Source organism: Mesorhizobium sp. YM1C-6-2, from assembly GCF_003666685.1.
Classification (GTDB): domain Bacteria; phylum Pseudomonadota; class Alphaproteobacteria; order Rhizobiales; family Rhizobiaceae; genus Mesorhizobium_K.
In genome coordinates this window covers 65,064-92,063 of record NZ_RCIZ01000005.1, presented here as the reverse complement: position 1 = coordinate 92,063, position 27,000 = coordinate 65,064, and the positions used below count along the sequence as shown (strand labels likewise).

At 64.7% G+C, this 27,000-nt stretch carries 33 protein-coding genes; 24 read left to right on the top strand and 9 right to left on the bottom strand.

What is annotated here, in order from left to right:
* From rplX to rplQ, 15 genes are all read left to right on the top strand, one after another.
* Nucleotides 1–312, top strand: a complete 312-nt coding sequence (gene rplX / locus D8676_RS14570; RefSeq protein ID WP_121581813.1) for a 50S ribosomal protein L24 — start codon at nucleotides 1–3, stop codon at nucleotides 310–312.
* Entirely contained in the window at nucleotides 305–886 is a 582-nt protein-coding gene (gene rplE / locus D8676_RS14565) for a 50S ribosomal protein L5 (protein ID WP_121581812.1), read from the top strand. The genes rplX and rplE overlap by 8 nt, the downstream gene beginning before the upstream one ends.
* Before the next feature lie 27 nt (nucleotides 887–913).
* A complete protein-coding gene (rpsN, locus tag D8676_RS14560) occupies nucleotides 914–1,219 on the top strand; it encodes a 30S ribosomal protein S14 (RefSeq protein WP_121581811.1) in 306 nt (101 codons plus the stop codon).
* A 12-nt stretch (nucleotides 1,220–1,231) separates the two neighbouring features.
* Nucleotides 1,232–1,630 carry a 30S ribosomal protein S8 gene (gene rpsH / locus D8676_RS14555; RefSeq protein WP_121581810.1) on the top strand — a complete coding sequence of 133 codons (399 nt, stop codon included), beginning with the start codon at nucleotides 1,232–1,234 and terminating at the stop codon, nucleotides 1,628–1,630.
* A gap of 34 nt (nucleotides 1,631–1,664) precedes the next feature.
* A complete protein-coding gene (gene rplF, locus D8676_RS14550; RefSeq protein ID WP_121581809.1) occupies nucleotides 1,665–2,198 on the top strand; it encodes a 50S ribosomal protein L6 in 534 nt (177 codons plus the stop codon).
* A gap of 133 nt (nucleotides 2,199–2,331) precedes the next feature.
* Complete coding sequence (gene rplR, locus D8676_RS14545; protein WP_121581808.1) at nucleotides 2,332–2,691, top strand: 50S ribosomal protein L18; 360 nt, start codon at nucleotides 2,332–2,334, stop codon at nucleotides 2,689–2,691.
* A 130-nt stretch (nucleotides 2,692–2,821) separates the two neighbouring features.
* A complete protein-coding gene (rpsE, locus tag D8676_RS14540) occupies nucleotides 2,822–3,391 on the top strand; it encodes a 30S ribosomal protein S5 (RefSeq protein ID WP_121581807.1) in 570 nt (189 codons plus the stop codon).
* 23 nt (nucleotides 3,392–3,414) lie between these two features.
* Complete coding sequence (gene rpmD, locus D8676_RS14535; RefSeq protein WP_121581806.1) at nucleotides 3,415–3,612, top strand: 50S ribosomal protein L30; 198 nt, start codon at nucleotides 3,415–3,417, stop codon at nucleotides 3,610–3,612.
* A 24-nt stretch (nucleotides 3,613–3,636) separates the two neighbouring features.
* Nucleotides 3,637–4,113, top strand: a complete 477-nt coding sequence (gene rplO / locus D8676_RS14530; protein WP_121581805.1) for a 50S ribosomal protein L15 — start codon at nucleotides 3,637–3,639, stop codon at nucleotides 4,111–4,113.
* A gap of 136 nt (nucleotides 4,114–4,249) precedes the next feature.
* Nucleotides 4,250–5,590 (top strand): preprotein translocase subunit SecY, encoded by a 1,341-nt coding sequence (secY, locus tag D8676_RS14525; protein ID WP_121581804.1) that lies wholly within the window; start codon nucleotides 4,250–4,252, stop codon nucleotides 5,588–5,590.
* The gene (locus D8676_RS14520) at nucleotides 5,587–6,168 is read left to right on the top strand and encodes an adenylate kinase (protein ID WP_121581803.1); all 582 of its coding nucleotides are present in this window, start codon (nucleotides 5,587–5,589) and stop codon (nucleotides 6,166–6,168) included. Before secY ends, D8676_RS14520 begins: the two co-directional genes overlap by 4 nt.
* A gap of 194 nt (nucleotides 6,169–6,362) precedes the next feature.
* Entirely contained in the window at nucleotides 6,363–6,731 is a 369-nt protein-coding gene (gene rpsM / locus D8676_RS14515; protein ID WP_121582069.1) for a 30S ribosomal protein S13, read from the top strand.
* 134 nt (nucleotides 6,732–6,865) lie between these two features.
* Nucleotides 6,866–7,255 carry a 30S ribosomal protein S11 gene (gene rpsK / locus D8676_RS14510; protein ID WP_121581801.1) on the top strand — a complete coding sequence of 130 codons (390 nt, stop codon included), beginning with the start codon at nucleotides 6,866–6,868 and terminating at the stop codon, nucleotides 7,253–7,255.
* A gap of 140 nt (nucleotides 7,256–7,395) precedes the next feature.
* Nucleotides 7,396–8,406 (top strand): DNA-directed RNA polymerase subunit alpha, encoded by a 1,011-nt coding sequence (locus D8676_RS14505; protein ID WP_121581799.1) that lies wholly within the window; start codon nucleotides 7,396–7,398, stop codon nucleotides 8,404–8,406.
* A 106-nt stretch (nucleotides 8,407–8,512) separates the two neighbouring features.
* Complete coding sequence (gene rplQ, locus D8676_RS14500; protein WP_121581797.1) at nucleotides 8,513–8,944, top strand: 50S ribosomal protein L17; 432 nt, start codon at nucleotides 8,513–8,515, stop codon at nucleotides 8,942–8,944.
* Nucleotides 8,945–9,086: 142 nt separating this feature from the next.
* Here the strand turns inward: rplQ and D8676_RS14495 are convergent, their stop codons facing one another.
* Nucleotides 9,087–10,247, bottom strand: a complete 1,161-nt coding sequence (locus D8676_RS14495; protein ID WP_121581795.1) for an acyltransferase — start codon at nucleotides 10,245–10,247, stop codon at nucleotides 9,087–9,089.
* Nucleotides 10,248–10,873: 626 nt separating this feature from the next.
* Here D8676_RS14495 and ligA point away from each other — a divergent pair.
* From ligA to D8676_RS14480, 3 genes are all read left to right on the top strand, one after another.
* Nucleotides 10,874–13,054 carry an NAD-dependent DNA ligase LigA gene (ligA, locus tag D8676_RS14490; RefSeq protein WP_121581793.1) on the top strand — a complete coding sequence of 727 codons (2,181 nt, stop codon included), beginning with the start codon at nucleotides 10,874–10,876 and terminating at the stop codon, nucleotides 13,052–13,054.
* 103 nt (nucleotides 13,055–13,157) lie between these two features.
* On the top strand, nucleotides 13,158–13,910 hold the full coding sequence (locus tag D8676_RS14485; protein WP_121581791.1) for an AzlC family ABC transporter permease: 753 nt from the start codon (nucleotides 13,158–13,160) through the stop codon (nucleotides 13,908–13,910).
* Entirely contained in the window at nucleotides 13,907–14,203 is a 297-nt protein-coding gene (locus tag D8676_RS14480; protein ID WP_121581789.1) for an AzlD family protein, read from the top strand. Before D8676_RS14485 ends, D8676_RS14480 begins: the two co-directional genes overlap by 4 nt.
* A 13-nt stretch (nucleotides 14,204–14,216) precedes the next feature.
* On the opposite strand, the gene D8676_RS14475 is transcribed toward D8676_RS14480, so the two are convergent.
* Entirely contained in the window at nucleotides 14,217–16,061 is a 1,845-nt protein-coding gene (locus D8676_RS14475; protein WP_121581787.1) for an aminopeptidase P family protein, read from the bottom strand.
* A gap of 195 nt (nucleotides 16,062–16,256) precedes the next feature.
* Between D8676_RS14475 and D8676_RS14470 the strand changes: the two genes are divergently transcribed.
* Nucleotides 16,257–16,448, top strand: coding sequence for a hypothetical protein (locus D8676_RS14470; RefSeq protein ID WP_121581786.1), 192 nt, complete (start codon nucleotides 16,257–16,259; stop codon nucleotides 16,446–16,448).
* A 5-nt stretch (nucleotides 16,449–16,453) separates the two neighbouring features.
* On the opposite strand, the gene D8676_RS14465 is transcribed toward D8676_RS14470, so the two are convergent.
* The 3 genes from D8676_RS14465 to D8676_RS14455 are packed head-to-tail and all read right to left on the bottom strand — an operon-like array spanning nucleotide 16,454 to nucleotide 18,145.
* The gene (locus tag D8676_RS14465; RefSeq protein WP_121582068.1) at nucleotides 16,454–17,326 is read right to left on the bottom strand and encodes a 50S ribosomal protein L11 methyltransferase; all 873 of its coding nucleotides are present in this window, start codon (nucleotides 17,324–17,326) and stop codon (nucleotides 16,454–16,456) included.
* Nucleotides 17,327–17,328: 2 nt separating this feature from the next.
* A complete protein-coding gene (locus tag D8676_RS14460) occupies nucleotides 17,329–17,907 on the bottom strand; it encodes an SCO family protein (protein WP_121581784.1) in 579 nt (192 codons plus the stop codon).
* Nucleotides 17,908–17,941: 34 nt separating this feature from the next.
* Nucleotides 17,942–18,145: a hypothetical protein gene (locus D8676_RS14455; RefSeq protein WP_147448198.1), complete on the bottom strand. Its 204-nt coding sequence runs from the start codon at nucleotides 18,143–18,145 to the stop codon at nucleotides 17,942–17,944.
* Nucleotides 18,146–18,245: 100 nt separating this feature from the next.
* Here D8676_RS14455 and D8676_RS14450 point away from each other — a divergent pair, with 100 nt between their 5' ends.
* Both D8676_RS14450 and D8676_RS14445 read left to right on the top strand, forming a co-directional pair.
* Nucleotides 18,246–18,716: a CreA family protein gene (locus tag D8676_RS14450; protein ID WP_245426834.1), complete on the top strand. Its 471-nt coding sequence runs from the start codon at nucleotides 18,246–18,248 to the stop codon at nucleotides 18,714–18,716.
* Between the two features lie 36 nt (nucleotides 18,717–18,752).
* Nucleotides 18,753–19,388: a DapH/DapD/GlmU-related protein gene (locus D8676_RS14445; protein ID WP_121581778.1), complete on the top strand. Its 636-nt coding sequence runs from the start codon at nucleotides 18,753–18,755 to the stop codon at nucleotides 19,386–19,388.
* A 62-nt stretch (nucleotides 19,389–19,450) separates the two neighbouring features.
* On the opposite strand, the gene D8676_RS14440 is transcribed toward D8676_RS14445, so the two are convergent.
* Complete coding sequence (locus D8676_RS14440; protein WP_121582067.1) at nucleotides 19,451–20,311, bottom strand: SDR family NAD(P)-dependent oxidoreductase; 861 nt, start codon at nucleotides 20,309–20,311, stop codon at nucleotides 19,451–19,453.
* A gap of 577 nt (nucleotides 20,312–20,888) precedes the next feature.
* Here D8676_RS14440 and D8676_RS14435 point away from each other — a divergent pair.
* On the top strand, nucleotides 20,889–21,173 hold the full coding sequence (locus D8676_RS14435; RefSeq protein ID WP_121581776.1) for a hypothetical protein: 285 nt from the start codon (nucleotides 20,889–20,891) through the stop codon (nucleotides 21,171–21,173).
* Nucleotides 21,174–21,189: 16 nt separating this feature from the next.
* Here D8676_RS14435 and D8676_RS14430 read toward each other — a convergent pair whose 3' ends face one another.
* The 3 genes from D8676_RS14430 to D8676_RS14420 all read right to left on the bottom strand — a co-directional run bounded on the left by D8676_RS14430 (nucleotide 21,190) and on the right by D8676_RS14420 (nucleotide 24,585).
* Nucleotides 21,190–22,668 (bottom strand): MATE family efflux transporter, encoded by a 1,479-nt coding sequence (locus D8676_RS14430; protein ID WP_121581774.1) that lies wholly within the window; start codon nucleotides 22,666–22,668, stop codon nucleotides 21,190–21,192.
* A gap of 137 nt (nucleotides 22,669–22,805) precedes the next feature.
* Complete coding sequence (locus D8676_RS14425) at nucleotides 22,806–23,096, bottom strand: DUF3175 domain-containing protein (protein ID WP_121581772.1); 291 nt, start codon at nucleotides 23,094–23,096, stop codon at nucleotides 22,806–22,808.
* Between the two features lie 94 nt (nucleotides 23,097–23,190).
* Nucleotides 23,191–24,585: a DUF2778 domain-containing protein gene (locus D8676_RS14420; RefSeq protein WP_183097103.1), complete on the bottom strand. Its 1,395-nt coding sequence runs from the start codon at nucleotides 24,583–24,585 to the stop codon at nucleotides 23,191–23,193.
* A 397-nt stretch (nucleotides 24,586–24,982) separates the two neighbouring features.
* Between D8676_RS14420 and D8676_RS14415 the strand changes: the two genes are divergently transcribed.
* Nucleotides 24,983–25,966 (top strand): AraC family transcriptional regulator, encoded by a 984-nt coding sequence (locus tag D8676_RS14415; protein ID WP_121581769.1) that lies wholly within the window; start codon nucleotides 24,983–24,985, stop codon nucleotides 25,964–25,966.
* A 109-nt stretch (nucleotides 25,967–26,075) separates the two neighbouring features.
* On the top strand, nucleotides 26,076–26,909 hold the full coding sequence (locus D8676_RS14410) for a DUF1194 domain-containing protein (RefSeq protein ID WP_121581767.1): 834 nt from the start codon (nucleotides 26,076–26,078) through the stop codon (nucleotides 26,907–26,909).
* Nucleotides 26,910–27,000 lie beyond the last annotated feature (91 nt).

Genomic DNA, 27,000 nt, shown 5'->3' with positions numbered 1-27,000 from the left:
ATGCAGAAGATCAAGAAAGGCGACAAGGTCGTCGTTCTGGCCGGCAAGGACAAGGGACGCACCGGCGAGGTGCTGTCGGTCCTGCCGAAGGAAGACAAGGCCGTCGTGCGTGGCGTGAACCAGGTTCGCCGCCACCAGAAGCAAACCCAATCGCAGGAAGGCGGCATCATCACTAAGGAAGCGCCGATCCACCTGTCGAATCTCGCGATCGCCGATCCCAAGGACGGCAAGCCGACCCGCGTCGGCTTCCGCGTCGAGGGCGACAAGAAGGTGCGTTTCGCCAAGCGCTCGGGAGAGGTCATCAATGGCTAAGGCAGCAGAAAAAGGCCAGGCGAAAGCCGCCAACCAGCCGCGCCTCAGGAAGGTCTATGAGGAGAATATCCGCAAGGCCCTGCAGGAGCAGTTCAACTACGACAACGAGATGCAGATCCCGCGTCTCGACAAGATCGTGCTGAACATGGGCGTTGGCGAGGCCACCGGCGACTCCAAGAAGCCTTCGGTCGCGGCCGAGGACCTCGCGCTGATCGCTGGCCAGAAGGCCGTCATCACCCGCGCCCGCAAGTCGATCGCCGGCTTCAAGGTGCGTGAGGACATGCCGATCGGCACCAAGGTGACGCTCCGCAAGGAGCGCATGTACGAGTTCCTGGACCGCCTGGTCACGATCGCGCTGCCGCGCGTCCGCGACTTCCGCGGCCTGAACCCGAAGAGCTTTGACGGCCGTGGCAACTACGCCATGGGCATCAAGGAGCACATCGTGTTCCCGGAGATCAACTACGACAAGGTCGATCAGATCTGGGGCATGGACATCATCGTTTGTACGACCGCCAAGACGGACGACGAAGCCAGGGCGCTGCTCAAGGGCTTCAACTTCCCCTTCCGGCAGTAACGGCAGCGAGCAAAGGAAGAATCTGAAATGGCAAAGACCAGCTCAGTCGAGAAGAACAACAGGCGCCGCCGGCTCGTGGCGCGCGACGCTGCGAAGCGCAAGGCGCTGAAGGCGATCATCATGGATCAGTCGAAGCCGCTCGAGGAACGCTTCCGCGCCCAGCTGAAGCTCTCCGCGATGCCGCGCAACGCATCCAAGATCCGCATCCGCAACCGCTGCGAAGTCACCGGCCGTCCGCGCGCCTACTATCGCAAGCTCGGCATGTCGCGCGTTGCGCTTCGTCAACTCGGCAACTCGGGGGTCATCCCCGGGCTCGTCAAGTCCAGCTGGTAAAGGAGGACTGACATGTCTTTGAGTGATCCTCTGGGCGATATGCTCACCCGCATCCGCAACGCTTACGGCCGCAAGAAGTCGAGCGTGTCGACGCCGGCTTCCCGGCTGCGCGCCCGCGTGCTCGACGTGATGAAGTCGGAAGGCTACATCCGCGACTACAGCCAGACTGACTTCGACAACGGCAAGTCCGAGATCGAGATCGAGCTGAAGTATTTCGACGGCGCTCCGGTGATCCGCGAGATCGCCCGCGTGTCGAAGCCGGGCCGTCGCGTCTACGTTTCGGCCAAGTCGATCCCGCACGTCGCCAACGGCCTCGGCATCGCCATCCTTTCGACGCCGAAAGGTGTGATGGCCGACCACGAGGCGCGCGAGCAGAACGTCGGCGGCGAAGTGCTTTGCCAGATATTCTGATCGGCTGAACAGACACGAGAACGAGGAGACGACAATGTCTCGTATTGGCAAGAAACCCGTATCCGTGCCGCAGGGCGTGACCGCAACGGTCAGCGGCCAGACCGTCACGGCGAAGGGTCCGAAGGGCGAGCTGAAGTTCGTCGTCAACGAAGAAGTGCTGGTCAAGATGGAGAACAACGAGATCTCCGTCGAGCCGCGCGACCAGTCGAAGGATGCACGGTCGAAGTGGGGCATGTCCCGCACCCAGATCGTCAACATCCTGAACGGCGTGAAGGAAGGCTTCGAGAAGAAGCTTGAGATCAGCGGCGTCGGTTATCGTGCGGCGCTGCAGGGCAAGAACCTGCAGCTCGCGCTCGGCTTCAGCCACGACGTGGTCTACGAGCCCCCGCAGGGCATCACGATCACCGTGCCGAAGCCGACCGAAATCACCGTGGCCGGCATCGACAAGCAGCAGGTCGGCCAGGTGGCCGCCGAGATCCGCAAGTACCGCGGTCCCGAGCCCTACAAGGGCAAGGGCGTGAAGTATGCCGGCGAGCGCATCGTGCGCAAGGAAGGCAAGAAGAAGTAACGAGTGGATGATGGTAGGATCGATCGGTCCTGCCATTCATCTGATACCAACGCCACGGAGGCTCTGCCGCGGGAAGTGCATTCGCTTACCGCACATGGCGGCCTCCGGTTAAGGAAGGCAAGGAAGTAAAGACATGGCTTCGAAAGAATCCACCCAGCGTCGCGCCCAGCGCATCCGCCGCCAGATCAAGGCTGTCGCCAACGGCCGCCTGCGTCTGTCGGTCTATCGTTCGTCGAAGAACATCCACGCGCAGATCATCGACGACGCCAAGGGCCACACCATCGCCTCGGCTTCGAGCCTGGAGAAGGACCTGAAGGGTTCGCTGAAGACCGGCGCCGACACCGCCGCTGCCGCCGCTGTCGGCAAGCTCGTCGCCGAGCGCGCCGCCAAGGCCGGCGTCAAGGAAGTCGTCTTCGATCGTGGGCCGTACATCTATCACGGCCGCGTCAAGGCGCTGGCCGACGCCGCCCGCGAGGCCGGCCTGAACTTCTAATTGTTGGCCTGGACGAAAAGTCTGCTGGCTTTTCATCCAGGATTGTGCAGGAAGAAGACCGATTTTCGCCGCCAGCCCAATAGGGCTGGCAAACTCAACCCGTGCTTCCGGAAAAGAACAAGGACAGGATATGGCACAGGAACGTAGAGAAGGCGGCCGCGATCGTGGCCGGGACCGCGAAGAGCGCGACAGCGAATTCGTCGACAAGCTGGTCCACATCAACCGCGTCGCCAAGGTGGTCAAGGGTGGCCGTCGCTTCGGCTTCGCCGCACTCGTGGTGGTCGGCGACCAGAAGGGCCGCGTCGGCTTCGGCCACGGCAAGGCGCGTGAAGTGCCGGAGGCCATCCGCAAGGCGACTGAGAGCGCCAAGCGCGACCTGATCTTCGTGCCGCTGCGTTCGGGCCGCACGCTGCATCACGACGTCGAAGGCCGCCACGGCGCCGGCAAGGTTCTCCTGCGGGCTGCCAAGCCCGGTACCGGCATCATCGCCGGCGGTCCGATGCGCGCTGTGTTCGAGACGCTCGGCATGCATGACGTCGTCGCCAAGTCGATGGGCTCGTCGAACCCCTACAACATGGTTCGCGCTACCTTCGACGCGCTGAAGAGCCAGAAGCATCCGAAGGATGTGGCCGCTCAGCGTGGCATCAAGTACTCGACCCTCCAGGCTCGCCGCGGCAACGCGGTCGCGGCTGAAGAGTAGGTCGGAGCCACAGGATCAGCACCATGGCCAAGAAAGCTACCAAGACCGTGACCGTCGAGCAGATCGGCAGCCCGATCCGCCGGCCTAAGGAGCAGCGCGCGACGCTGGTCGGCCTCGGCCTCAACAAGATGCACAGGCGCCGCACGCTGGAGGACACTCCTTCGGTTCGCGGCATGATCGCCGCCGTTTCCCACCTCGTTCGCGTCGTCGACGAGAAGTAAGGGCAGGGCGCGAGGAGAAAGACGATGAAACTCAACGACCTCAGGGACAACGAGGGCGCGACCCACTCGAAGAAGCGCCTCGGGCGCGGTATCGGTTCCGGCTCGGGCAAGACCGGCGGCCGCGGCGTGAAGGGCCAGAAGTCGCGTTCCGGCGTCGCCATCAACGGCTTCGAGGGCGGCCAGATGCCGCTCTATCGTCGCCTGCCGAAGCGCGGCTTCAAGAATCCGAACGCGAAGGACTTCAACGTCGTGTCGCTCGCCCGCATCCAGCAGGCGGTCGACGCCAAGAAGCTGGACGCCAAGGCGACCGTCGACGCCGAAGCGCTGATCAAGGCCGGCGTCATCCGCCGCGCGCTGGACGGCGTGCGTCTGCTGTCGGACGGCGACCTCAAGGCGAAGCTTTCCTTCGATATCGCCGGCGCTTCCAAGGCCGCGATCGAGAAAGTCGAGAAGGCCGGGGGTTCGGTCAAGCTTCCCGCGAAAGCGGAAGCTGCCGAGTAACGGGCCCTTCAGACGGGCGGCGGCAAGGGGATTGCCGCCGCTTGCAACTTGGTCGCCCGGAGCCTATCTCGGAACCTCGGCGACACGCGATGCCCGCCACGGGCGCACCTCGGCGTGACCAAGCGGAGAATCTTGCATGGCATCGGCTGCTGAACAACTAGCATCGAATCTGAATTTCGCAGCCTTCGCCAAGGCCGAGGATCTCAAGAAGCGCATCTGGTTTACCCTCGGCGCTCTCCTCGTCTACCGCCTCGGCACCTACATTCCGCTTCCCGGAATCAATCCCGACGCTTTCGCCCAGGCCTTCCAGCAGCAGTCTGGCGGCGTGCTCGGCATGTTCAACATGTTTGCCGGCGGCGCCGTCGAGCGCATGGCGATCTTCGCGCTGGGCATCATGCCCTACATCTCCGCCTCCATCATCATGCAGCTTATGACGTCGGTCATCCCGACGCTTGAGGCGCTGAAGAAGGAAGGCGAGCAGGGCCGCAAGGTCATCAACCAGTACACCCGCTACGGCACCGTGCTGCTCGCCATCGTCCAGGCCTACGGCATTTCGGTCGGCCTTGAAGGCGGCAACGGCATCGTCACCGATCCCGGCATCTTCTTCCGCATATCGGCGGTGATCACGCTGGTTGGCGGCACCATGTTCCTGATGTGGCTCGGCGAGCAGATCACCGCGCGCGGCATCGGCAACGGCATTTCGCTGATCATCTTCGCCGGCATCGTCGCCGGCCTGCCCAGCGCCATCGGCGGCACGCTGGAACTCGGCCGCACCGGCGCCCTGTCGACCGGCCTGATCCTGGCGATCATCGTGCTGGCGATCGTTGTGATCGCGGCGATCGTGTTCTTCGAGCGTGCGCAGCGCCGCCTTCTCATCCAGTATCCGAAGCGCCAGGTCGGCAACCGGATGTTCCAGGGCGATACGTCGCACCTGCCGTTGAAGCTCAACACCTCGGGCGTTATCCCGCCGATCTTCGCGTCGTCGCTGCTGCTCCTGCCGGCGACCGTTGCCGGTTTCTCGGCGACCACCGACATGCCCGGCTGGGCGTCGACGATGCTCGCTGCGCTCGGCCACGGCCAGCCGCTCTACATGGCGCTGTATGCCGCGATGATCGCCTTCTTCGCCTTCTTCTACACGGCAATCGTGTTCAATCCGAAGGACACGGCCGACCAGCTGAAGAAGCACTCCGGCTTCATCCCCGGCTACCGTCCGGGCGAACGCACCGCCGAATACATCGACTACGTGCTCACCCGCATCACCGCCGTCGGCGCCGTCTACCTGGTCGTCGTCTGCCTGCTGCCGGAATTCCTCATTTCGGCGACTGGCGTGCCTTTCTACCTTGGTGGCACTTCGCTTCTGATTGTTGTCAGTGTAACGCTCGACACGGTCGCGCAGATTCAGGGTCACCTGATCGCGCACCAGTATGAGGGACTGATCAAGAAGTCGAAGCTCCGCGGGGGTAAGAAGGGAAGATGAGGCTGATACTGCTCGGACCGCCGGGCGCGGGCAAGGGAACGCAAGCGCAGAGACTGGTTGAGAAACACGGCATCCCGCAGCTCTCCACGGGCGACATGCTGCGCGCGGCGGTTGCCGCCCAGACGCCGGTCGGCCAGAAGGCCAAGGCCGTGATGGACGCCGGCGAGCTCGTCTCCGACGAGATCGTCAACGCGATCGTCGCCGAGCGAATCGACCAGCAGGACTGCGCCGGCGGCTTCATCCTCGATGGCTATCCCAGGACGCTCGCCCAGGCGGACGCGGTCGAGAAGATGCTGAAGGATCGCGGGCAGAAGCTCGACGTCGTCGTCGAGCTCGTCGTAGACGACAAGGCGCTGGTCGGCCGCATCGCCAAGCGGGCGGAGGAGACGAAAGCCGCCGGCAAGCCGGTGCGCAAGGACGACGACCCCGCGGTGTTCCCCGAGCGCCTGCGCGAATACTACAAGAAGACCGCGCCGCTGATCGGCTATTATTACGCCAAGGGTCAGCTCAGGCAGGTCGACGGCATGGCCGACATCGATTCGGTGACGCAGCAGATCGACGATCTGCTCAAGGCCTGAACTAACGGTTGACTGGATTGCGCCGCTGGACTATAGCGGCGCATCTCCAAATCAGGCGTGAGGCTGCCCGGTCCCGAGGGACAAGGCGGCCTTATTGAATTGGAAGATACCCGCAAGGGCCGGCCTCCACCGGACGCGGGTCAACGACAACCCGCCGGACAGCAAGGCTGAACCCGGCTCAGATGGAGATGAAGATGGCCCGTATAGCAGGCGTCAACATACCGACCAACAAGCGCGTCGTGATCGCGCTCCAGTATATTCACGGCATCGGCAAGAAGTTCGCCCAGGAGATCGTCGACAAGGTCGGCATTCCGGTCGACCGCCGCGTCAACCAGCTGACGGACGCCGAAGTGCTCCAGATCCGCGAGACGATCGACCGCGACTACCAGGTCGAGGGCGACCTGCGCCGCGAGACCTCGATGAACATCAAGCGCCTGATGGACCTCGGCTGCTACCGCGGCCTGCGCCATCGCCGCAACCTGCCGGTCCGCGGTCAGCGCACGCACACCAACGCCCGCACCCGCAAGGGTCCGGCGAAGGCGATCGCCGGCAAGAAGAAGTAATTTAGGGGAGTAGGGGAGTAAGGCAGCAGGTTGGGTCCGTCCCTATTCCCCTACTGCCCAATTCCCTTACTTCCCTCTCTCCTGGTGTAGCCGCTGGCATTACGGCGGCGTTGAGATCGATAGAAAGGTAAGACATGGCCAAGGAAGCCGGACGCGTCCGCCGTCGCGAACGCAAGAACATCTCGTCGGGCACCGCCCACGTGAACTCCACCTTCAACAACACGATGATCACCATCACCGACGCGCAGGGCAACACGATCGCCTGGTCGTCGGCCGGCGCCCAGGGCTTCAAGGGTTCGCGCAAGTCGACCCCGTTCGCCGCCCAGATGGCTGCCGAGGATGTCGCCAAGAAGGCGCAGGAGCACGGCATGCGCATGCTCGAGGTCGAGGTCTGCGGTCCGGGTTCCGGCCGTGAGTCGGCGCTGCGCGCGCTGCAGGCCGGCGGCTTCACCATCACCTCGATCCGCGACGTTACGCCGATCCCGCACAATGGCTGCCGCCCGCGCAAGAAGCGGCGCGTCTGACTATATAAGCGTAGAACCGCCGCGCGAGCGTTGGGGCAGGGGCTTCGGGTCCTGCCCTTGAATTACGAAACGCTCCTCCACGGCTTTCCAGGGCGACCGCCACGATTGGATGGTGGCGGCACAACGGAAGGAAGACCTGAATGATCCAGAAAAACTGGCAAGAGCTGATCAAGCCGAACAAGATAGACTTCTCGTCGAAGGGCAAGACCCTGACGACGCTGGTCGCCGAGCCGCTCGAGCGCGGCTTCGGCCTGACGCTGGGCAACGCGCTTCGCCGCGTGCTCCTGTCGTCGCTGCGCGGCGCTGCCGTCACCGCCGTCCAGATCGACGGCGTGCTGCACGAGTTCTCCTCGATCGCCGGCGTGCGTGAGGACGTCACCGACATCGTTCTCAACATCAAGGAAATCGCCATCAAGATGGAAGGCGACGGCCCCAAGCGCATGGTCGTGCGCAAGCAGGGTCCGGGCGCCGTCACCGCCGGCGACATCCAGACCGTGGGCGACGTCGAGATCCTGAACCCCGACCACGTGATCTGCACCCTCGACGAGGGCGCTGAGATCCGCATGGAGTTCACCGTCGACAACGGCAAGGGTTACGTGCCGGCCGACCGCAACCGCGCCGAGGATGCGCCGATCGGGCTGATCCCGGTCGACAGCCTCTATTCGCCGGTCAAGAAGGTCTCCTACAAGGTCGAGAACACCCGCGAGGGCCAGGTCCTCGACTACGACAAGCTGACCATGACGATCGAGACCAATGGCTCGGTCACCGGCGAGGACGCCGTGGCTTTCGCCGCGCGCATCCTGCAGGACCAGCTCGGCCTCTTCGTCAACTTCGACGAGCCGCAGAAGGAAGTCGCGGCCGAGGCGGTCACCGAGCTCGCCTTCAACCCGGCTCTGCTGAAGAAGGTCGACGAGCTGGAGCTTTCGGTCCGCTCGGCCAACTGCCTGAAGAACGACAACATCGTCTATATCGGCGACCTGATCCAGAAGACCGAGGCGGAGATGCTGCGCACCCCGAACTTCGGCCGCAAGTCGCTGAACGAGATCAAGGAAGTGCTGGCGGCCATGGGCCTGCACCTCGGCATGGAAGTGCCGGATTGGCCGCCGGAGAACATCGAAGACCTCGCAAAGCGTTACGAAGACCAGTACTGAGCCTGAATAGAGCATGGTTCCGAGGACCGGTTCGTCCGGTCCGATGGCCATGCGGAAAACCATCAGAGGCCGTGGCCTCTTGAACAACTGAAGAAGGAAGACAGCCATGCGCCACGGTTTCAAAGGCCGTCGCTTCGCCCGCAGCGTAAGCCACCGCAAGTCGATGTTCGCCAACCTCGCTGTGTCTCTCATCGAGCACGAGCAGATTGTCACCACGCTCGAGAAGGCGAAGGATTTGCGCCCGATCGTCGAGAAGCTCGTCACGCTGGGCAAGCGCGGCGACCTGCATGCTCGCCGTCAGGTTATCGCCCAGATCGGCAACGAAAGCGTCGTCAAGCGCCTGTTCGAGACCGTCGCGCCGCGTTATGCGCAGCGCAACGGCGGTTACCTGCGCATCATGAAGGCGGGCTTCCGTCACGGCGACAACGCCGCGATGGCGGTTATCGAGTTCGTCGATCGCGACACCTCGGCCAAGGGTGCTGGCGACCGCGCCCGCGCCGAGGCGGCTGATGCCGAGGGCGAGGCCGTCGCGGCCTGATCCTTTCGCTTTCGCGAAACAGTTTAAGGGGCCTTCGGGCCCCTTTTTCGTTGCGCCCGCAGTGGCGCGCGTCTGTGGCATCAGTTTGAAGCAGCCGCGGCCCAGGACCCGTGGGCAGATCCGAAGCGATAGCTGATCGGCTTCAGCAGCCGATCACGTAGCGGCTGTATTTTCCGGTGATGTATTTGCCGATCACGACGATCGTCAGGCTGATGACGATCACGGAGAAGCTGTAGAGCGCGAGATCGGCGATCGGCTCTCCGACATGCGGCGAGAACGGTTCTGGAAGCCGCATCAGCACCGCGATCACGATGCCGTGGATGAAGAACAGTCCGAAGCTGTGCTCGGCAATGAAGCTCAGCGGCCGCTTCAGCCAGCCTCCGACATGCGCAAGCAGGCCGCAGAACAGCAGGATGCCGACATATTTCTGGACGAGCATCGCGTCGAAGCCGACGAAACCCAGGCCGTCTTCCGGCATGCGCTCCAGATTGCCGGGATAATGCATGACCATCGCCTGCACCGAGGCAATGGCAAGGATCGCCACCGCCAATCCGGCAATGACGATCGGCCGGCTGATGACGTTCATGATCGGCTTGCGATATTCGCAGAACAGGATGCCGAACATGTAGATGTTGGCGAAGTAGAAGAAGCACTGGACGGGGTTCAGGTTGTCGACTGGCCGCACGACCCAGAACGCGACGGCGATCGATGCGGCCATGACCGCGGCGCGCCAGCCTTTGGACAACTCGATGAAGCGGTCGAACAAAGGCGACGCCAGGAAGACGAGGAAGATGAACGGGATGTACCAATAGGCCGTGACCATGCGGCCGGTCGAAAACAGCACGATGAAGTCGACGAAATAGCTGTGCGGGTAGGCGACGCCTTCTTTCATCACGGTAACGGAGAACGGGCCGAGCCACATCTCCGCCAGGGCAAGCGGGGTCGCGAGGATGGCATAGGGCAGGCCGACATAGAGCGCCTTCTTGCGCATGAAATCGCCGAACGACACGCGGCCGTAGAAGACCTGCCGGTAGAGGAAGCCCGAGATGAAGACGAAATAGGCTGTGCCTCCGGTGATCAGTGCCGGGATGACATTGAGCCACGTTACCCGCATTTGCGGATCTTCGTTGACGAAATGCGTCCAGGAGACTGCATAGGTATGGCCGGCGACGATCAGCAGGATCGCCACTGCCCGAAAATATTCGATGTAGGCAATATGCTCACGCGGTTTCGCCTGCGCCTTCTTCGGCGCCGCGTCGATCGCTATCGCATGGCGGTCCTGGACCGAAGCGACGTGGGTCATTTCAGAAACTCTGGAGGTCGGGGGGCCTTGCCACGATATCTAGCATCGCATCGCGCAGCGCGGAGAAGTTTCTTAATGAAAGGTTAACGGTCATCCAAGGGGAATTTCCCTGATGTCCGACATGCCTCCGACCAGCGTGAACAAATTTCCTTGCTCACAAATCTTTTACCGCCCTGAAATCAATGGCTTGTACGATTTCTTGGCATTCTCGCCTGACCTATTGATTCACAGCCTCTTCGCCTCCCGCATACTCCCTGTCAGCAGCTTGCTTGTGGGAACGGGTGTGCACGACCTCCATCCAGGCAAGTGTGGCGCTGGATCGCGTCCCGCGTTGGTCACGCGGGCGGCTCCGGTCCCGTAGCTGGCCTGCGCGCCCGCTCCTCCAGCCTATCGGAAGGGGATGGGCCGGGCACGGCAGCGGGAAAAACGCCGGCGGCGCATGGCAGCGCGTCAACTAGATTACTTAGAAGACGTCGCAGCCATGCGCCGCCTCCCACAATGGTCAGACTGCGAAAGCAGGGCGTGGCGACGACGAAACGCGTCAACTGCTGGCAGCAGTCCACAACCCCACCCTTGAACCTTTTGCGTCGCTCGGCTCATAGTCCCGCCAAAATACGGAACCCCCTATGTCCAAGCCGGCAACACCAGTCGAATCGCTGACCCAGGAAGAGGCCGCCGCCGAACTGGCGCGGCTCGCCGACGAGATCGCCGGCCACGACCGCCGCTATCATGCCGAGGACGCACCGACCGTCTCGGACGCCGAATACGATGCGCTGAAGCTGCGCAACGCGCAAATCGAGGCGCGTTTTCCCGAGCTCATCCGCGATGATTCGCCCTCTCGCCGCGTGGGTGCGGCGCCCTCGGCCACCTTCGCGCAGGTCCGGCACTCGCGGCCGATGCTTTCCCTGGACAACGTCTTTTCCGACGAGGACGTGGTCGACTTCGTGACCAGCGTCCGGCGCTTCCTCAGCCTTTCGGCCGATGCCGAGCTCGTCTTCACCGCCGAGCCCAAGATCGACGGGCTTTCCATGTCGCTTCGCTATGAACAGCGGCGGCTGGTGACTGCGGCGACCCGCGGCGATGGCACCACGGGTGAGAACGTCACCGCCAACATCCGCACCATTGGAGAGATTCCGCAGCAATTGCCCAAGGACGCGCCCGACATCGTCGAGGTCCGCGGCGAGGTCTATATGCGCCGCGATGATTTCCTCGACCTGCAGAAGCGCATGGCCGAGACCGGCCAGACCTTCGCGAATCCGCGCAACTCGGCCGCCGGCAGCCTGCGCCAGAAGAACCCGGAGGTGACGAAGTCGCGCCCGCTGAAATTCTTCGCCTATGCCTGGGGCGAGACCAGCGAGCCGTTGGGAACCACCCAGTATGACGTGGTGAGACGCTTTGCCGATTGGGGTTTTCGCGTCAACGACCAGATGGTCCGCTGCAAATCCACCGAGGAACTGCTCCGGCACTATCGCGAGATCGAAGCCGAGCGCGCCGAGTTGCCCTATGACATAGACGGCGTCGTCTACAAGGTCGACCGGCTTGACCTGCAGGAACGTCTCGGTTTCCGTTCGCGCAGCCCCCGCTGGGCGACCGCGCACAAGTTCCCCGCCGAGAAGGCGACGACAGTGTTGACCGCGATCGACATCCAGGTCGGTCGCACCGGCGCGCTGACGCCGGTGGCGCGGCTGGAGCCGGTGACGGTCGGCGGCGTGGTCGTCGTCAATGCGACGCTCCATAACGAGGACTACATCAAGGGCATAGGCAACAAGGGCGAGCCGATCCGAGAGGGCCGGGACATTCGCATCGGCGACACCGTCATCGTGCAGCGCGCCGGCGATGTCATCCCTCAGATACTCGACATATTGCCGGAAAAGCGCCCCAGGGATTCCGTGCCCTACGTTTTCCCGGACCGCTGCCCGGCCTGCGACAGCCATGCCGTGCGGGAGGAGGGCGAGGCGGTGCGGCGCTGCACCGGGGGGCTGATCTGTCCCGCACAGGCGGTCGAGCGCATCCGCCATTTCGTCTCGCGCAACGCCTTCGACATCGAAGGTCTTGGCGAGAAGCAGATCGAGTTCTTCTTCAACACCGACAAGGAGGCGCTGAAGATCTCGACACCTGCTGACATCTTCACGCTGAAACGACGGCAGGAAAGCCTGCCTGCCACGCTGGAAGCGTCGTTGGAGAAGCTCGAGAAGATCGACGGCTTCGGGGCAGTGTCGGTGAAGAAGCTGTTCGACGCCATCGACGCGCGCCGCAAGGTCGATCTGTCGCGCTTCCTGTTCGCGCTCGGCATCCGCCATATCGGCGAGACCAATGCCAAGCGCTTGGCGCGGCATTTCCTGAGCTTCGACAAGCTGCGGACGGTCGCCGAGGCGGCGAAGCCGCCGGAAGGCAAGGGCGATCCCGGCAATGCCGAATGGCAGGAGATCGTCGGCGTCAACGGCATCGGCGGCATCGTCGCCGAAGCGCTCGTCGATTTCTTCGCCGAGGAGCACAATCGCGAGGCTGTCGAGGCGCTGCTCGCCGCTGGCGTCACCCCGCAGGACGAGGAGCCGGTCGCGGACGTGTCCTCGCCGGTCGCCGGCAAGACCGTCGTCTTCACCGGCTCGCTCGAAAAGATGTCGCGCGACGAGGCGAAGGCGATGGCCGAGCGGCTGGGCGCCAAGGTCGCCGGCTCGGTGTCGAAGAAGACCGACCTCGTCGTCGCCGGCCCGGGCGCCGGCTCGAAGCTCAAGCAGGCGACCGAGCTCGGCATCGAGGTGATCGACGAGGATCAGTGGTTCGAGCGCGTCGGCAAGCCCGGCTGACAACCGCTGGCATCACCAGCTTTGATAGATGGCTCAAGCGAATTCATCTGACTTGGCGGCGCGGCATACCTATATGTCCGTGCTCAACGGAACTCCCCGAACAATGTCTGCCGAAGCCATCTCCGAAAGCAGCACCCTCAGCGATTTCTGGGCGGGGGCCAAGCTCGGCTTTCCCGTCATGGTGGCGTCGGCGCCATTCGGTGTCCTGTTCGGGGCGCTGGCGGTCGACAATGGCATGACCGTCGGGGAGGCGACGCTGATGAGCGCCGCGATCTATGGCGGTGCAAGCCAGATGGTCGGCATCGAGTTGTTCGGCCAGAAGATTGCGCCGTGGCTCGTCGTGCTGTCGATCTTCGCCGTCAATTTCCGGCATGTGCTCTATTCCGCCTCGATTGGCCGCAAGCTTTCCCACTGGCCGCTGGCGCAGCAGGCTGCCGGCTATTTCCTTCTCACCGACCCGCTCTTCGCGGAAGCCGAGCGCAAGGCCGAGTCGGGCGAGAAGGTCGGCTTCGCCTGGTATGCGGGCATGGGTCTGGCGATCTACGTGTCCTGGGTCTTCATGAGTTGGCTCGGCGCGACATTCGGGCGGCTCATCCCCGACACGCATGCGCTCGGCATCGACTTCCTGCTGCCGATCTATTTCCTCGGACTGGTCATGGGTTTCCGCAAGCGGCCGATGTGGCTGCCGGTGGTGATCGCCAGTGCGATCGCCTCTGTCGTCGCCTACCGGACGATCGGCTCGCCCTGGCATGTCTCCGTCGGCGCCGCCGCCGGCATCCTCCTCGCCGCCGTCATGCCTGTTCGCTCGAACAAGGTCGAGGTCGGGCCTGGCGCGCAAGAGGGCGCCGAGCTATGAGCACCACGCTGTGGATCATCTTCTGGGGCGCGGTGGCGACCTACCTGACGCGCGTCGGCGGCCATCTGGTGCTGTCGCGCTTCGAGCGCATCCATCCCCGCGTCGAGGCCGGGCTGAACGCGGTGCCGGCAGCCGTCCTCACCACGCTGGTCGCGCCGGCCGCGGTCTCTGCCGGGCCGGCGGAGCTGCTTGCGCTCGCAGTGGCCGCCATCGTCTCGCTGCGCGCGGGCCTGCTTGCGATCTTCCTGATCGGGGCGGTCGTCCTGATCGCCGCGCGGCAGTTCATGGGCTGATGGGCGTCGCCGCTCAGCCCTTGTCGTCGTGCGGGAGCGGCGCGGTCGCCTTCTCGAGCCAGGCCAGCACCTCGCCGCCGACCATCGGCCCGATCTCGCGCATCACGCGGGCATGGTACTCGTCGAGCCAGTGCACCTCGTCGCGGTTGAGCAGGTCGGTCTTCAGCATGCGCTTGTCGAAGGGAGCGAGGGTCAGCGTCTCGAAACCGTGCATGGCTATGTCGCCGTCCGGCAATGCTTCGGCCGGCGTCACCAGGATCAGGTTCTCCAGCCGGATGCCGTAGCTCCCCGGCTTGTAGTAGCCCGGCTCGTTGGACAGGATCATGCCTTCGAGCAGCTTCTCGGTGCCGGTCTTGGCCAGCCGCTGCGGCCCTTCATGCACCGAGAGGTAGGAGCCGACGCCATGGCCGGTGCCGTGCGCGTAGTCGAGGCCGGCCTTCCACAACGCCAGCCTTGCCACCGCATCGAGGTCCGAGCCGCGCACGCCCGGCGGGAAGCGCAGCATCGAGATCTCGATCATCCCCTTCAGCACAAGCGTGTAGCGCGTACGCATTTCCTCGGTCGGCTGGCCGATCGGCACAGTGCGGGTGATGTCGGTGGTGCCGTCCTGATACTGTCCGCCGGAATCGAGCAGGAAGAGCTCGCCGCTCCTCAGCGGCCGGTTGGTGGCGCTGGAAACGCGATAGTGCATGATCGCGCCGTTCGGACCGGCGCCTGCGATGGTGGCGAAGGAGACGTCGCGTAGCGGCATCTGCGTCTCGTCGCCGGTAATGCGCCGCTTCTCCTCGAGCTTGGTGACGACGGCGATCTCGTCCAGCGTGTCCGGCGCTTGGGCATCCAGCCAGCACAGCAGCTTCACCACCGCTGCGCCGTCGCGCCGATGAGCGGCGCGCGCGCCGGCGATTTCCGCGCCGTTCTTGGTGGCGCGCGGGATGCGGGCCGGGTCCGGCGCAGTGACGACCGCACCGCCATTCTCGGTGACCAGTGTGCGCAGCCTGTCTGCCGCCAGCACGGGGTCCAGCGCGATCCTGGCGCCGCTTTTCGCAAGGGCCACGAGTTCGGCTTCCAAGGCGGATGGCGGGCGCAGATCGGCAAGCTGGGTGAGGTAGGCCTCCGTCTTCATTGGCAACTTGCGCTTGTCCATGAAAAGCAGATGCGGCCCCTCGGCCGCGAGGACGGCGAAGCCGAGCGCAAGCGGCGTATGCGGCACGTCTGCGCCGCGGATGTTGAAGGCCCAGGCGAGCGAGGAGGGGTCGGTCAGCACAGTGTGCGTGGCGCCTTCCTTGGCAATCGCCGCGGCGAGCCGCGAGAGCTTGTCCTTGGCCAACTCCCCGGCGTACTCGATCGGGTGGATTTCGACGGGCTCCAGCGGCGCAGCCGGCTGGTCGGCCCACAGTTGGTCGATCGGATTGGCGTCCACCGGAACAAGCTCCGCGCCTGTTTTTTCCGCGGCTTCCCTCAGCGCCTTCACGTCGCCGATCGTGTGCAGCCAGGGATCGAAGCCGAGGCGCGCGCCCTTGCCGAGATTGGCCTTGATCCATTTCGGCGGCGGGTTGTCGATCAGGCTTTCATAGGCGAACACTTGCGGGTCAGTCTGGTCGCGCACCTGCAGCGTATACCGCCCGTCGACGAAGACGACGGCGCGGCCGACGAGCACGATGGCGACGCCGGCCGAGCCGGAAAAGCCGGTCAACCACTTCAGGCGTTCCGAGCGGGCGGCCACATATTCGCCTTGGTGCTCGTCGGAGCGCGGCACGATGAAGCCGTCGAGGTCGTTCCTGGTCAGCCATTCGCGCAGCCGCGCCACGCGCTCACGGCCCAGTGTGGGGTCGTTCACTTCATCGAAGCTCTGGAACATGAGGTGCTTTCCGCATCAAACCGGGCAGGAACCTACCTGTCTCGCAAAAACGTTGCAACGCGCGGCGCTTGTGCCAAGCGGCTCATGCGGGAAACGGATGGCAGGCATGCATTGTTGGCGCTGTTCGCGGGGAAGCGAAGCACCTAGTTTCGAGGCGTGGAGGAGTTGCGATTTCGTTCTGAAAGGAGAACGACTGTGACCGCCACGAACCGCAAGAGCGGATTCTTCAGAAGCCTCCTCGATGCCATCGTGGAAGCGCGCCAGCGTGAAGCCAATCGTTACGTAAACGGCGTGCTCCTGGCGTTCGACGACGATACGCTCCTCAGATACGGCTACAGCCGGGCCGAGTTGAGCAAGCGTCCGAATTCGATCCGAACCTATCTCTGAACACCTCAGCGCTTCAGGTGGAGCGTCACCCATTCGCCGCGGGTGAGCGTGCGGACGTGACGGAGATTCTGGCCGATATAAGCCGAGAGCACGGCGTTGCGCTGGCGCTCCAGAATGCCTGACAGGATCAGCGAGCCGCCGAGCCTGACCGAGCGCGCCATGTCGGGCGCAAGCCGCATCAGCGGGCGGGCCAGGATATTGGCGACGATCAGGTCGAAAGGGGCGCGAGCTCGGAAGATCGGGTCGGCAAAGCCCGGTGCGGTCCGGGTCTCCACATAGGCCGAGACCCGGTTTAGCCTGACATTCTGCGCGGCGACCTTCGTTGCGACGGGGTCGATGTCAGTAGCCAGCACCGGGATATGGGCAAGCTTGGCGACTGCGATGGCAAGTACGGCGCTGCCGGTGCCGAGGTCCAGCGCATTCTTCGGACGCTCGCGGCGCACCACAGTCTCGATCATCTCGAGGCAGCCGGAGGTCGTGCCGTGATGGCCGGTACCGAAAGCGAGCCCCGCCTCGATCTCGATCGCGAGGTCGCCGGTGCGCCGCTTGTGGCGGTCATGCGAGCCGTGGACGAGAAAACGGCCGGCGCGGACAGGCTGCAGTCCCTCCAGCGACTTGGCGACCCAGTCGATGTCCGGCAGGACCTCGCGGCCGATCTCGGCATCGACCCCGGCGTCGTCCATGATCAGACGGAGCCGCTGCTCGACCTGCTCGACCTCCTCGGTCGCGTAAAGCGAGACTTCCTTGATGCCGTTGGCCTCGTCGAGATCGAAGACCGAAAGCGGCAGCCCGTCCTCTTCGAAGGCGGCCTCCAATGCCGGGAAGAGCCGGTCGGCGCCGGCATTGTCGGTGACGACGTGAAGGCGCGTCTGCGGCACGGTCATCCTTCGGCTGCGAGGCGCTTCAGCTTGGCGAGCGCGGTGTCCGGATTTTCCTGGTAGGCGATGGTGCCGGCGAAGGCGCCGTTGCTGTCGAGCAGGATGACGGAGGCGGTATGGTCCATCGTATAGTCTCCGCCTTCGAGATCGACCTTGCGCCAGTAGATGCCAAAATCCTTGGCCATCGCGTGGACCTTGTCCGGCTCGCCGGTGATGCCGGTGATGCGCTCGGACACGTTGCCGACATAAGCGTTCATGGTCTCGGCAGTGTCGCGCTCCGGATCGACGGTGACGAAATAGGCGCGCAGGTTCTTGCCCTCGTCGCCGAGCTGCTTCAGCCATCCGTCGAGCTCGAAGAGCGTCGTCGGACAGACCTCGGGACAATGGGTGAAGCCGAAGAAGACGGCGCTCGGATGGCCGCGGAAGGCGGCTTCGGTGATCGGCGCGCCCTTCTGGTCGACGAGAGTGAAAGGCGCCCCATAGGCTTCGGCTCCGGTCGACCTGCGGTACCAGTCGAAGGTGAGGAAGCCGACACCGGCTGCCATCAGGACGAGAATACCGACGAGAATGCTGCGCATCATGTCTGAAAGTGTCCGTCTGTTGGCGTCGGCGGCGTCAGAAGCACCATGCGAGCCCGGACTCGACCGTCGCCATGAAGATGGCGGCGCCCTTGTCGATCCAGGATGCGAAGGCAAGCCCCGTCGCCGCAGCAAGCAACGCAACGCCGAGCGCGATCTTCGTGATCGTCGCGGCAGGCATATGCGAAAGCTGCTTCATGTGCCTGATATAGCCTTTCGCCGCGACGCGAAAAAGAGCCATGATGCCGCGTTCGAGCAGGCGGACTTGCAAGGCGGCGGGCGAACGCCCAACTCAGAGCCGGACGTTCCAGGAGATTTCGATGCGGCAAAAGCTCTTTTCGATGTTCGCGGTTCTGGCGCTGGCCACGACCGCCGGCCCGGCCTCTGCCCAGCAGGTCGGCGAGGTCGGCGTCGACTGGCTCGGCAATGATATCATCGTCGAGGCGGTTAAGGACCCGAAGGTCGAGGGCGTGACCTGCCACGTCTCCTATTTCGACCGCGGCGTCATCGACCGGCTGCAGAAGGGCAATTGGTTCGAGGATCCCTCCGACACCGCCATCTCCTGCCAGCAGACCGGGCCGATCAAGATCGGCGACATCGATCTCGACGAGGGTGGCGAGGAAATCTTCAAGCAGGGCATCAGCCTGATCTGGAAGGAGCAGGTGGTGAACCGCATCTACGACAAGGCCAATGACACGCTGATCTATCTCGCCCATTCGCGCCAGGTGCAGGACGGCTCGGCCAAGATGTCGATGACGACGGTGCCGCTGTTCGGGCAGGAGGTCGTCTGGGAGAAGGGCAAGCCCCAATAGCTTGCCGGCGGGCGGCGGGCGGCGTATGGCCAGGCAATGGACAAGCCCGACGAGCTGCGTTTCAAGGATCCGGAGCCGCGCATCCACCCGACGGCGGAGCTGAAGGCCTGCCGGCTCGGGCGCTATGCCGCGATCGGCGAGCGCGTCGTCCTGCGCGAGGTCACGGTCGGCGACTTCACCTATTTCGAGCGCAATGCGGAGGCGATCTATACCGAGATCGGCAAGTTCTGCTCGATTGCCGCAAACACGCGCATCAACGCTCTGGAGCATCCGATCGAGCGCATCACGCAGCACAAGGTCAGCTACCGGCCGAACGAATATTTCCGCTGGCTGGGCGTCGACGGAGGCTTCAAGGCGCGGCGGCAGGGCAAGCGGGTGCGCATCGGCCACGACGTATGGATCGGCCATGGCGCGGTCGTGCTGCCGGGTGTTTCGATCGGCAACGGGGCGGTGATCGGCGCCAACGCGGTCGTCACCCGAGACGTCGATGCCTACGAGATCATGGCAGGGGCGCCGGCGAGGCGGCTGCGGCAGCGTTTCGCACCGGAGATTTCCGAGCGTATCGAGGCGCTGGCCTGGTGGGACTGGCCGGTGGCGAAGCTCGCCGACGCCATTCCCGACATGCAGGCGCTGCCGATCGAAGAGTTTCTCGAGCGCTGGTCGGGCCGCTGAATTTTCTTCCTTCGCGGCGCTCCGGGAAAACTGGTGTCCACCTTTCCCGGGCCTGCTCAAGTTCAGTCTTTCAGGAATTCTGAAAAAGCCTGGCCGTAATCAGGATGCCAGCGCGACAGGGCAGGGCGGTTCTCGATGATGTCGCCCATCGCCCAGGCCATGCGCCGCTCGTCGGTGCGGCGCTCGGTCTCGTTGTCGGGGCAGAGAATGTAGAAGTCGCCGCGCGCCAGCGAGGCGAGCATGAAGTCGACGACCTGCTCGGCCGTCCAGGCGCCCGCCGGCTTCGTCGTATGGCCTTCGGTTATGCCGGTGAAGGTGAAGCCGGGAATCAGCAGATGCGCCGAGACCTTCGCGCCGGGTTCGTTGCGCAGGGCGTGCGCCAGTCCTTCGGTGTAGGTCTTCAGCGCGGATTTGGAGACGTTGTAGGCGAGATTGCCGGGCGGCGTGGTGATGCCCTGCTTCGAGCCGGTGTTGACGATCATCCCCGGCCTGTCCTGCTCGAGCATCCGCGCGGCGAAGGCCTGCACGCCGTGGACGACGCCCCAGAAGTTGATGTCGATCAGCCGCTTCCAGGCGTCGAGGTTTTCCCACGGCTTGCCGGGGTTGTTGCCGATCCCGGCATTGTTCATCAGCAACGACACTTCGCCGAATTGTTCATAGGCCTTGCCCGCCAGCGCCTTGAGGTCGTCGGGCCTCGCCACGTCGCAGGCGACGGCAAGCACCTTGCCCCGGCTGCCGGCCGACTCGGCCACGGCGAGCGCCGCCGCATCGATCGCCGCGCCTGCGCGGTCGGCGATGACGACGTTCATGCCGGCTCCGGCGAGGCGTTTCGCCGTGGCCAGTCCGATGCCGCTTGCGCCTCCGGTGATAACCGCCGTGCGACCCTTGGCGAGGGCGGGAATATCGGTGATCTCGGCGGTCATGTCGCTCTCCTCGATGCTGTCGACTGGCAATCTAATGGCTCAGCCGATTTTTTCCATGCACCTCCGGCGAAAGAAGTACGTGCTTCACCGTTGCCACGCCTGCTTTCGCATCTGGCCATTGCCTGGAAAGGTGGGAAGCGGGGCACGGGACCCGAGCCTCTCAAATTGTATTACGTGGCCGGTTTCCCGTGCCCCGCCGGCTTGCTTGCCCTACCTGGAGGGGACGCAGAATCGTTTCACCGCGCGACCTCGGTCAGGGCCCGGTCCTCGGGGCTCATCACCCAGCCGCGCCACCTCCGCGCGACCGAACCGGTACCGTCCCCTCCACGCTCATCCGGTTCATGACCCGTGTTCCCGCGAGGGAGATGCCGCCATTGTACGGAAGGCCCGAAGGCTGTGAATCGAATTCCGCCAACTATTTTAATTTTCCAGCGAAATCAGAGGTTTGGCGCGGGGAGGACGGAAATCTGTTCACCTTCCGGCGTTTGCCGTTATGCTCGTCCGTCTCTTTGCGGATTGCCGGGCGAAAGCTATGTCTCGGAGTGGGGCGCGGACAGAGTGGGGCAGGAGAACGGGTATGGCGACGGACTGGCTGAAAATCCTCGATGAAGAAATCCGCGCCGGCAACAAGATGCGCAAGATCGTGCCGAAGATGCTGTCCGATCCAGACATCACGCTGGAGCAGGTGAAGGCGCTTTTCTCGGAACTGGAGAAGCAGGCGGAGTTCGTCGAGAAGCTGAAGGCGGCGCTGGAGGGCATGGGCCACGATTTCCCGGTGGTCGACAAGGCGACGGCGCTGGAAACGCGCTACGCCGACCTTGCCGCAAGCGCTGCCGAGAAACTCAAGGAAATGCGCCAGTAGCTGCCGCTGGCAGCCGTCACTCGTCCTCGGCGGCTTCGGACAGTCCCGCCCTGCCGCGCGGCACGCCAAGGCCGGTATCGGGCGGTTCGCCGGCGGCCACGCGCTCGTCCTTGATCATGCGGAGAGTGCGCCAGCCGCCGAAGCGGTAGTAGCCCGCGGCGAGCGCCAGCGAGGCGACCGAGCCGACCGGAAAGCTCCACCAGATCGCGTCGGGCCCGAGCCAGCCCTGCAGGCCGTAGGCGAAGCCGGTGCGCACGAAGAGCACCGAGATGATGAGGATGACGAGAGGCGCCGTCACCGCGCCGGTGGCGCGCACCGTGGCGAAAAGCACGATGGTGACGCCGAACAGGATGAAGGACCAGGAGGCGAGGTTGTTGATATGCACCGCCTGGTCGATCGCGGCGCTGCTGCCGGTCAGGAAAAGGCTGAGCACCGCGCGGTCGAAGACATAGAGCAGCGCCACCAGCACGCCGGTCAGCACAAGGTTGAAGCCGATGCCCGAACCGGTGATGCGGCCGATGCGGTCCCAGCGGCCGGCGCCGACGTTCTGCGCCGCCATGGAGGACACCGCCGCGCCGATCGCCAGCGCCGGCATCTGGATATAGGTCCAGAGCTGCGCGGCGATACCGTAGGCTGCCGCCGTCTGCGAACCGTAACTGTTGACGATGCCCATCAGGACCAGCGCCGAGGCCGAGATGACGATCATCTGCAGGCCCATCGGCACGCCCATGGCGACGACGATCCGAAGCAGCGCCGGATCGGGCCTGAACAAAGCGAGGTCGGCGCCGGCCAGCCGCAGCGGATGTTTCCTGGCGTAGAGGAGCACGAGGATGGCGGTGACCGCGACCGCCTGGCTGACCAGCGTCGCCAGCGCCGAGCCTGCGATGCCCAGCGCCGGCACCGGGCCGACGCCGGCGATGAGCAGCGGGTTCAGCACGACATCAAGCACGACGGCGAGCGCCATGAAATAGAAGGGCGTGCGCGAATCGCCGGCGCCGCGCAGGATAGTCATGACGAAGGTGAGCAGGTTCATCGCAGGCACGGCGATGAAGATGATCCTGAGATAGGAACGGGCGAGCGGCAGCGCATCCGATGGTGTGCCCAGCACGTTCAGGATCGCGTCGACCAGGAACCAGCCGCCGACGGCGAAGACGATGGAGACGGCGAAGAAGAAGGTGGCGCTGGTGCCGACGATCTTCCTGGCGTGGGGCAGATCCCTGGCGCCGACCGACTGAGCGACCAGTATGGTCGCCGCCATGCCGATGCCGAACATGGTCCCGAGGATCAGGAACAGCACGAGGTTGGCGTTGGAGGTGGCGGCCAGCGCCGTTTCGCCGAGGAAGCGGCCGACCCAGACGGCGTTTATAGAGCCGTTCAGCGACTGCAATACGTTCGAGCCGAGCACCGGCAGCGCGAAGAGGAGCAGCGTCGAGGTGATCGGGCCGCTGGTGAGGTCGTGGCCGGCGCGGCGCTTGCCTTTAATGGAGGCGGACATTGCCTTGGGCTAGCACGGCAAGCGCGGGGAGGGAATGCGGAAGACCGATGGCGGCGATGGGGCCAGTCGCCGCCTGCCGGCACTGGTGCTTCGGTTTGCGCAAAGCGGGACCGAAACCGGTTCCCGTTTTCCTGGTTTCAGGCGCGGCCGAATTCGTGCCGCAGCTCGTCCTTCGCCTTTTCGAGCACCTTCTTACGCTTTTGCGGCAGGTTCTTGCCGGCGCGGTTGATGTAGAAGGTGAGCATGGACATGGCCGAGCGGAAGGGCTCGGACTTGCGCTTCTGGCTCGCCTCGGCGGACTTCTTCAGCGATCTGGCGATCTCCCGGGGATCGTCGGACTTGAAGACGTCGGACTCAAGCGCCAGCGCGTCGCTGTGCTCGGTGACCTCGTGCGACCATTTTCCTGCGGTCTTTTTTGCGGCGGGCATGGCTCGCCCTCCTCATCCGTTGACGACGAGGGCTAACAGGCCAGCGCGGGAAACGTTCCGGCCCGCAGATGACGCCTGCGGGGTGACGCCGGGACTACACGCCGCGCCCGTTGGACACGAGGCGAAGCTGCGCCTTGGAGAGGCTCGGCACCACGACCATGTGCGTGATCTTGCCCTGTTTGAAGGCCTTGAGGAATTTGGGGTAGTTGGCGAAGGCGACGCAGCCGTGCGATTCCGCGCGGCCGCCGCGCAGCAAATAGGAATGCGCGAGAATGCCGTCGCGGCCGTGCATGGTCTGGTCGCCGACCGGGGTCATGCGGACGGCCTCGACGCCGTGGAAACGCTTCTCGCGCATCGTCAGCTTGTAGGTGTTGGGCGGCGTCGGACCGTTCATCTTCACATGCACGTAGCGCGGGTTGTCGGCCATCTTGCCGATGCCGGAATGCGCCTCGAGCTTGGTGCCGTCGGGCATGTGCACCACGGCCGCGGAGATGTCGTAGATCGCGACCTTGTTGCCGGCGTTCGGCGTGTCGTTGAAGAGGTTCCTGAAGGCCCGGCCGACGCTGCCTTCCGGCTTGTCGGGCCGCGCATAGGCGAGCTCCTGCTGCGGCTCCTCGCGCTGCGCCCTGCCGGGTTTGCGGGCCGGGGCGGCTTCTTCCCTGGCGATGTCCGTCGGCTTGCGCTCGGGCTTCGCGTCGGCCTTGGCGGGCCTGGATTCGGGCTTGGCCGGCGGCAGGTCCACCGCGTCCGGCATGTAGTCGTCGCCGGTTTCGGCCCCGCCCATGCCGTAGGGATCGAGAGCCAGCGAGGCGAGCGCGAGCTGGACCGGGTTTTGCGGGCTTGCCTCAGCGGCAGCGTAGGCAATCTCGGTGTTGAGGCCGATCGCGCCCAGGACAAGCGGCGACAGCGGGTCGACATCGGACGCGGCGGCATTGGCCGGAGCAGCCGCCTGGGAGAGCGCGGCATCCTCGCTGAAGCGATGGAAACGTTCGGCGCTCGGCATCGCCAGAGCGAGCTTGACCGGCTCGGCAGCGCTTGCCTCCTCGATCGCCATGCCGGCGCTGGCGAAGGCGGCAAGCAGCTTTTCGCGCGACAGCTTCGCCTCGGCGACGACCTTGCCGAACGGGTCGGCGGGTTCTTCCACGAGCGCTGCCGGAGCGAGCCTTGCCGTGGTCTGCGCAGGCAAGAGCGAGGCCAGGCTCGCCGCTTTCGCGGCGGGGACGACGAGCTTCTTCGGGGCGCTTGCGGCGGGTTTCTGGTGCGGCAGGCGGGGAGCCTGCGCTTCCATCGACAGGGGCGAGGGCGCGATCGTGCCGGTATAGGCGAGCGTGGCGGCGGAATGCAGGCCGGCGAGCGTCGCCACCGACCAGGAGGCCAGCGCGACCCCCAGACAGGGGATAGCGGCCCAGCGAAGGGTTTTCAGAAGTGCCCTCGACAGAAGGCTCGAGCCAGGACCCTTGTCCCCGGTCCCCCTACGCAAAAACGCCATGTAACCCGTCTCTCTCACACACACATACAGCGCACACAGCATGTGCGCGGCAGCGGCTGCCACATGTCCGACGCGGCTGAAAAAGCCGCGCCCGTTCGTGTTGCCGATTGTCTAAAGGATGGACAAAGATGGTTAACCAATCTTTGCCCCGTCCCCGATGCAGGCTTAAAACCCGTCTTTACTGTCGTTTTCGCGGTCGAAACCGCACCCCAGGCACGCTGAAGGAGTGTCAATCAATCAAGGAGATTTTGCGGCCAAAACGGGTTCGCTTTTCGACCGTTGGCCTGCAAGGGTTGCGTGCGAGCCGGTTTCCGGGCGAAAACAGGTGAATTGATCGATCGGGAGTGGACGCAGGCCAGGCACTGAAGAACCGGTGCCTCAAAGCCGTGGGGGCGGCATGAAACGGGAACCGGGCAGCGATACGGGCCTGCCGCGCATCGACCGCATATCCACCCGGCATCTGCCGCCACGCCAGCGCTTCGACTACTGGCGGAGCCTGAATTTCCTCGTCGACCTCGACCTGCCCGACCGCGACGGGCTCGGAAACTACCGGGCGGACCTCGTCCGCATCCTCAGCCCCGACGGCGTCGAGTTCGGATCAGGGCGAAGCGACGACACCATCGCCCGCTTTTCGAAACCGTGCGGAGACTTCGTCATGCTGAGCATGGCGACGTCGGGCAAGGTGCGGCTGGCGCAGCCGGGCAGCGAGGACAGGGTGATCACGCCGGCCTCGGGCGTCTCGGTGGTCGACGGCACCCGGCCGCTCAGCACCATCACCTCCGGCCATTCGCACCTCTATCTGGCGCTGCCGCGGGCGCTGGTCGTGCAAAACCTCGACGACGGCGGTTCCTTGCTCGACAAGGGTTTCCTCGCGCTTGCTCCCAGCGGGCTGGCGCAGCTTCTGGAGGCGCATCTGCAGGCAATGGCGGCGATGGGGGAGGCGCTCGACGCCGACACGGCGAAGATCGCCATGAAGGTCGCGGCCGACCTTGCGCTGGGTGCGCTCGCGCAGGCATCACGTCGCGGCGGATCGCTCGACGCCGGCCGCCACGCCGACGCCCTTTTCGCCGCCGCCTGCCGTTACATAAGCGTCAATATCGGCAATCCCCACCTGACGGCGCGGGCGGTCGCCGAAGCAGTCGGATGCTCGCGCTCGCAGCTTTTCCGCGTGTTCGAGGGCAACGGCCAGACGATCGGCGACGTCGTCGAGGCCCGCCGCTTCAGGCAGGCTTCGGCGATGCTCGCGGCAGACGTCGCTAAACCGATCGAACAGATCGCCGCGTCCTGCGGCTTCAGCAGCGGCGCGACTTTCGCGCGGGCGTTCCGCCGCCATTTCGGCATGAGCCCGACAGCGTTCCGACAGGTCCGGCTCGTCTCCTGACATCGGAGACGCCGGGCACGGCGTTTGGACGCACGGCAAAGCCCGATTCTCCTAGAACGGCAAGGCTCGCGGCCGGGGCCGCTCGTGCGCTCTGGCCGTTGGAGGAACAGTGCCGCTCAAAATTCTTCGCCAGACTGCCACCCGGCTTGCCTGGGCGATGTTCCTGCTGGCATTCACAGCGTGCCTGCCTTCGTCCGGCATGGCGGGCACCGACGGCGTCGATTCATCCTTCGTCGACGTGCAACTGGTCATCGCAGCCGACGTCTCGACCTCGATGGACGCCGAGGAAAAATTCCTGCAGGCGGCAGGGTTCGCCGGGGCGTTCCGCGACCCCGAAATCATAAAGGCCATCACCGGCGGGCCGGCCGGCCGGATCGCCGTGACCTATTTCGAGTGGGGCGGCGCGCGGCGCCAGCGGACCGTCGTTCCGTGGATGGTGATTGACGGCGTCACAAGCGCTTGGGAATTCGCCGAAAGGATCGAACGCAACAAACCGTCGACGCTTCGCCGGGGGACGTCGATCGCGGCGGCGCTGGACCACGCGCTCCTGCTCATCGACGGCAGCACCCTTTCGGCCGGCCGCATCGTCGTCAATCTGTCGGGGGACGGGCCGGACGATCGTGCGCTCGACCTCGACCGCTCGCGCGAGCGCCTGCTGGAGCGCGGCGCCACGATCAACGCCATGGCGGTCATCTACAAGAGCCCGCTCGACGGGGTCGTCGAGGGAGGCGAGGAGACGATGACGCCGGCCGACATGCTTGCCTATTTTCGGGACCGCGTGATCGGCGGCGCCGGCGCGTTCGTGGAGCCGGTCTGGGCCATATCCGACTATTCGGACGCGATCAGGCGCAAGCTGCTGCGCGAGATCAGGGACGCGACGCTGAGCGCGGAACTGACGGAAGCGGGCGACGAGACGGCGTTGATCGGCCCAATCAGGGAATGACGGCGCCTGGCACGGTTCGCCTTATCCGAATCAGGAGACCGCTCTATCTATTTGCTTTTACAGCAATTCTGGACGCGAGACCTCTGCACAC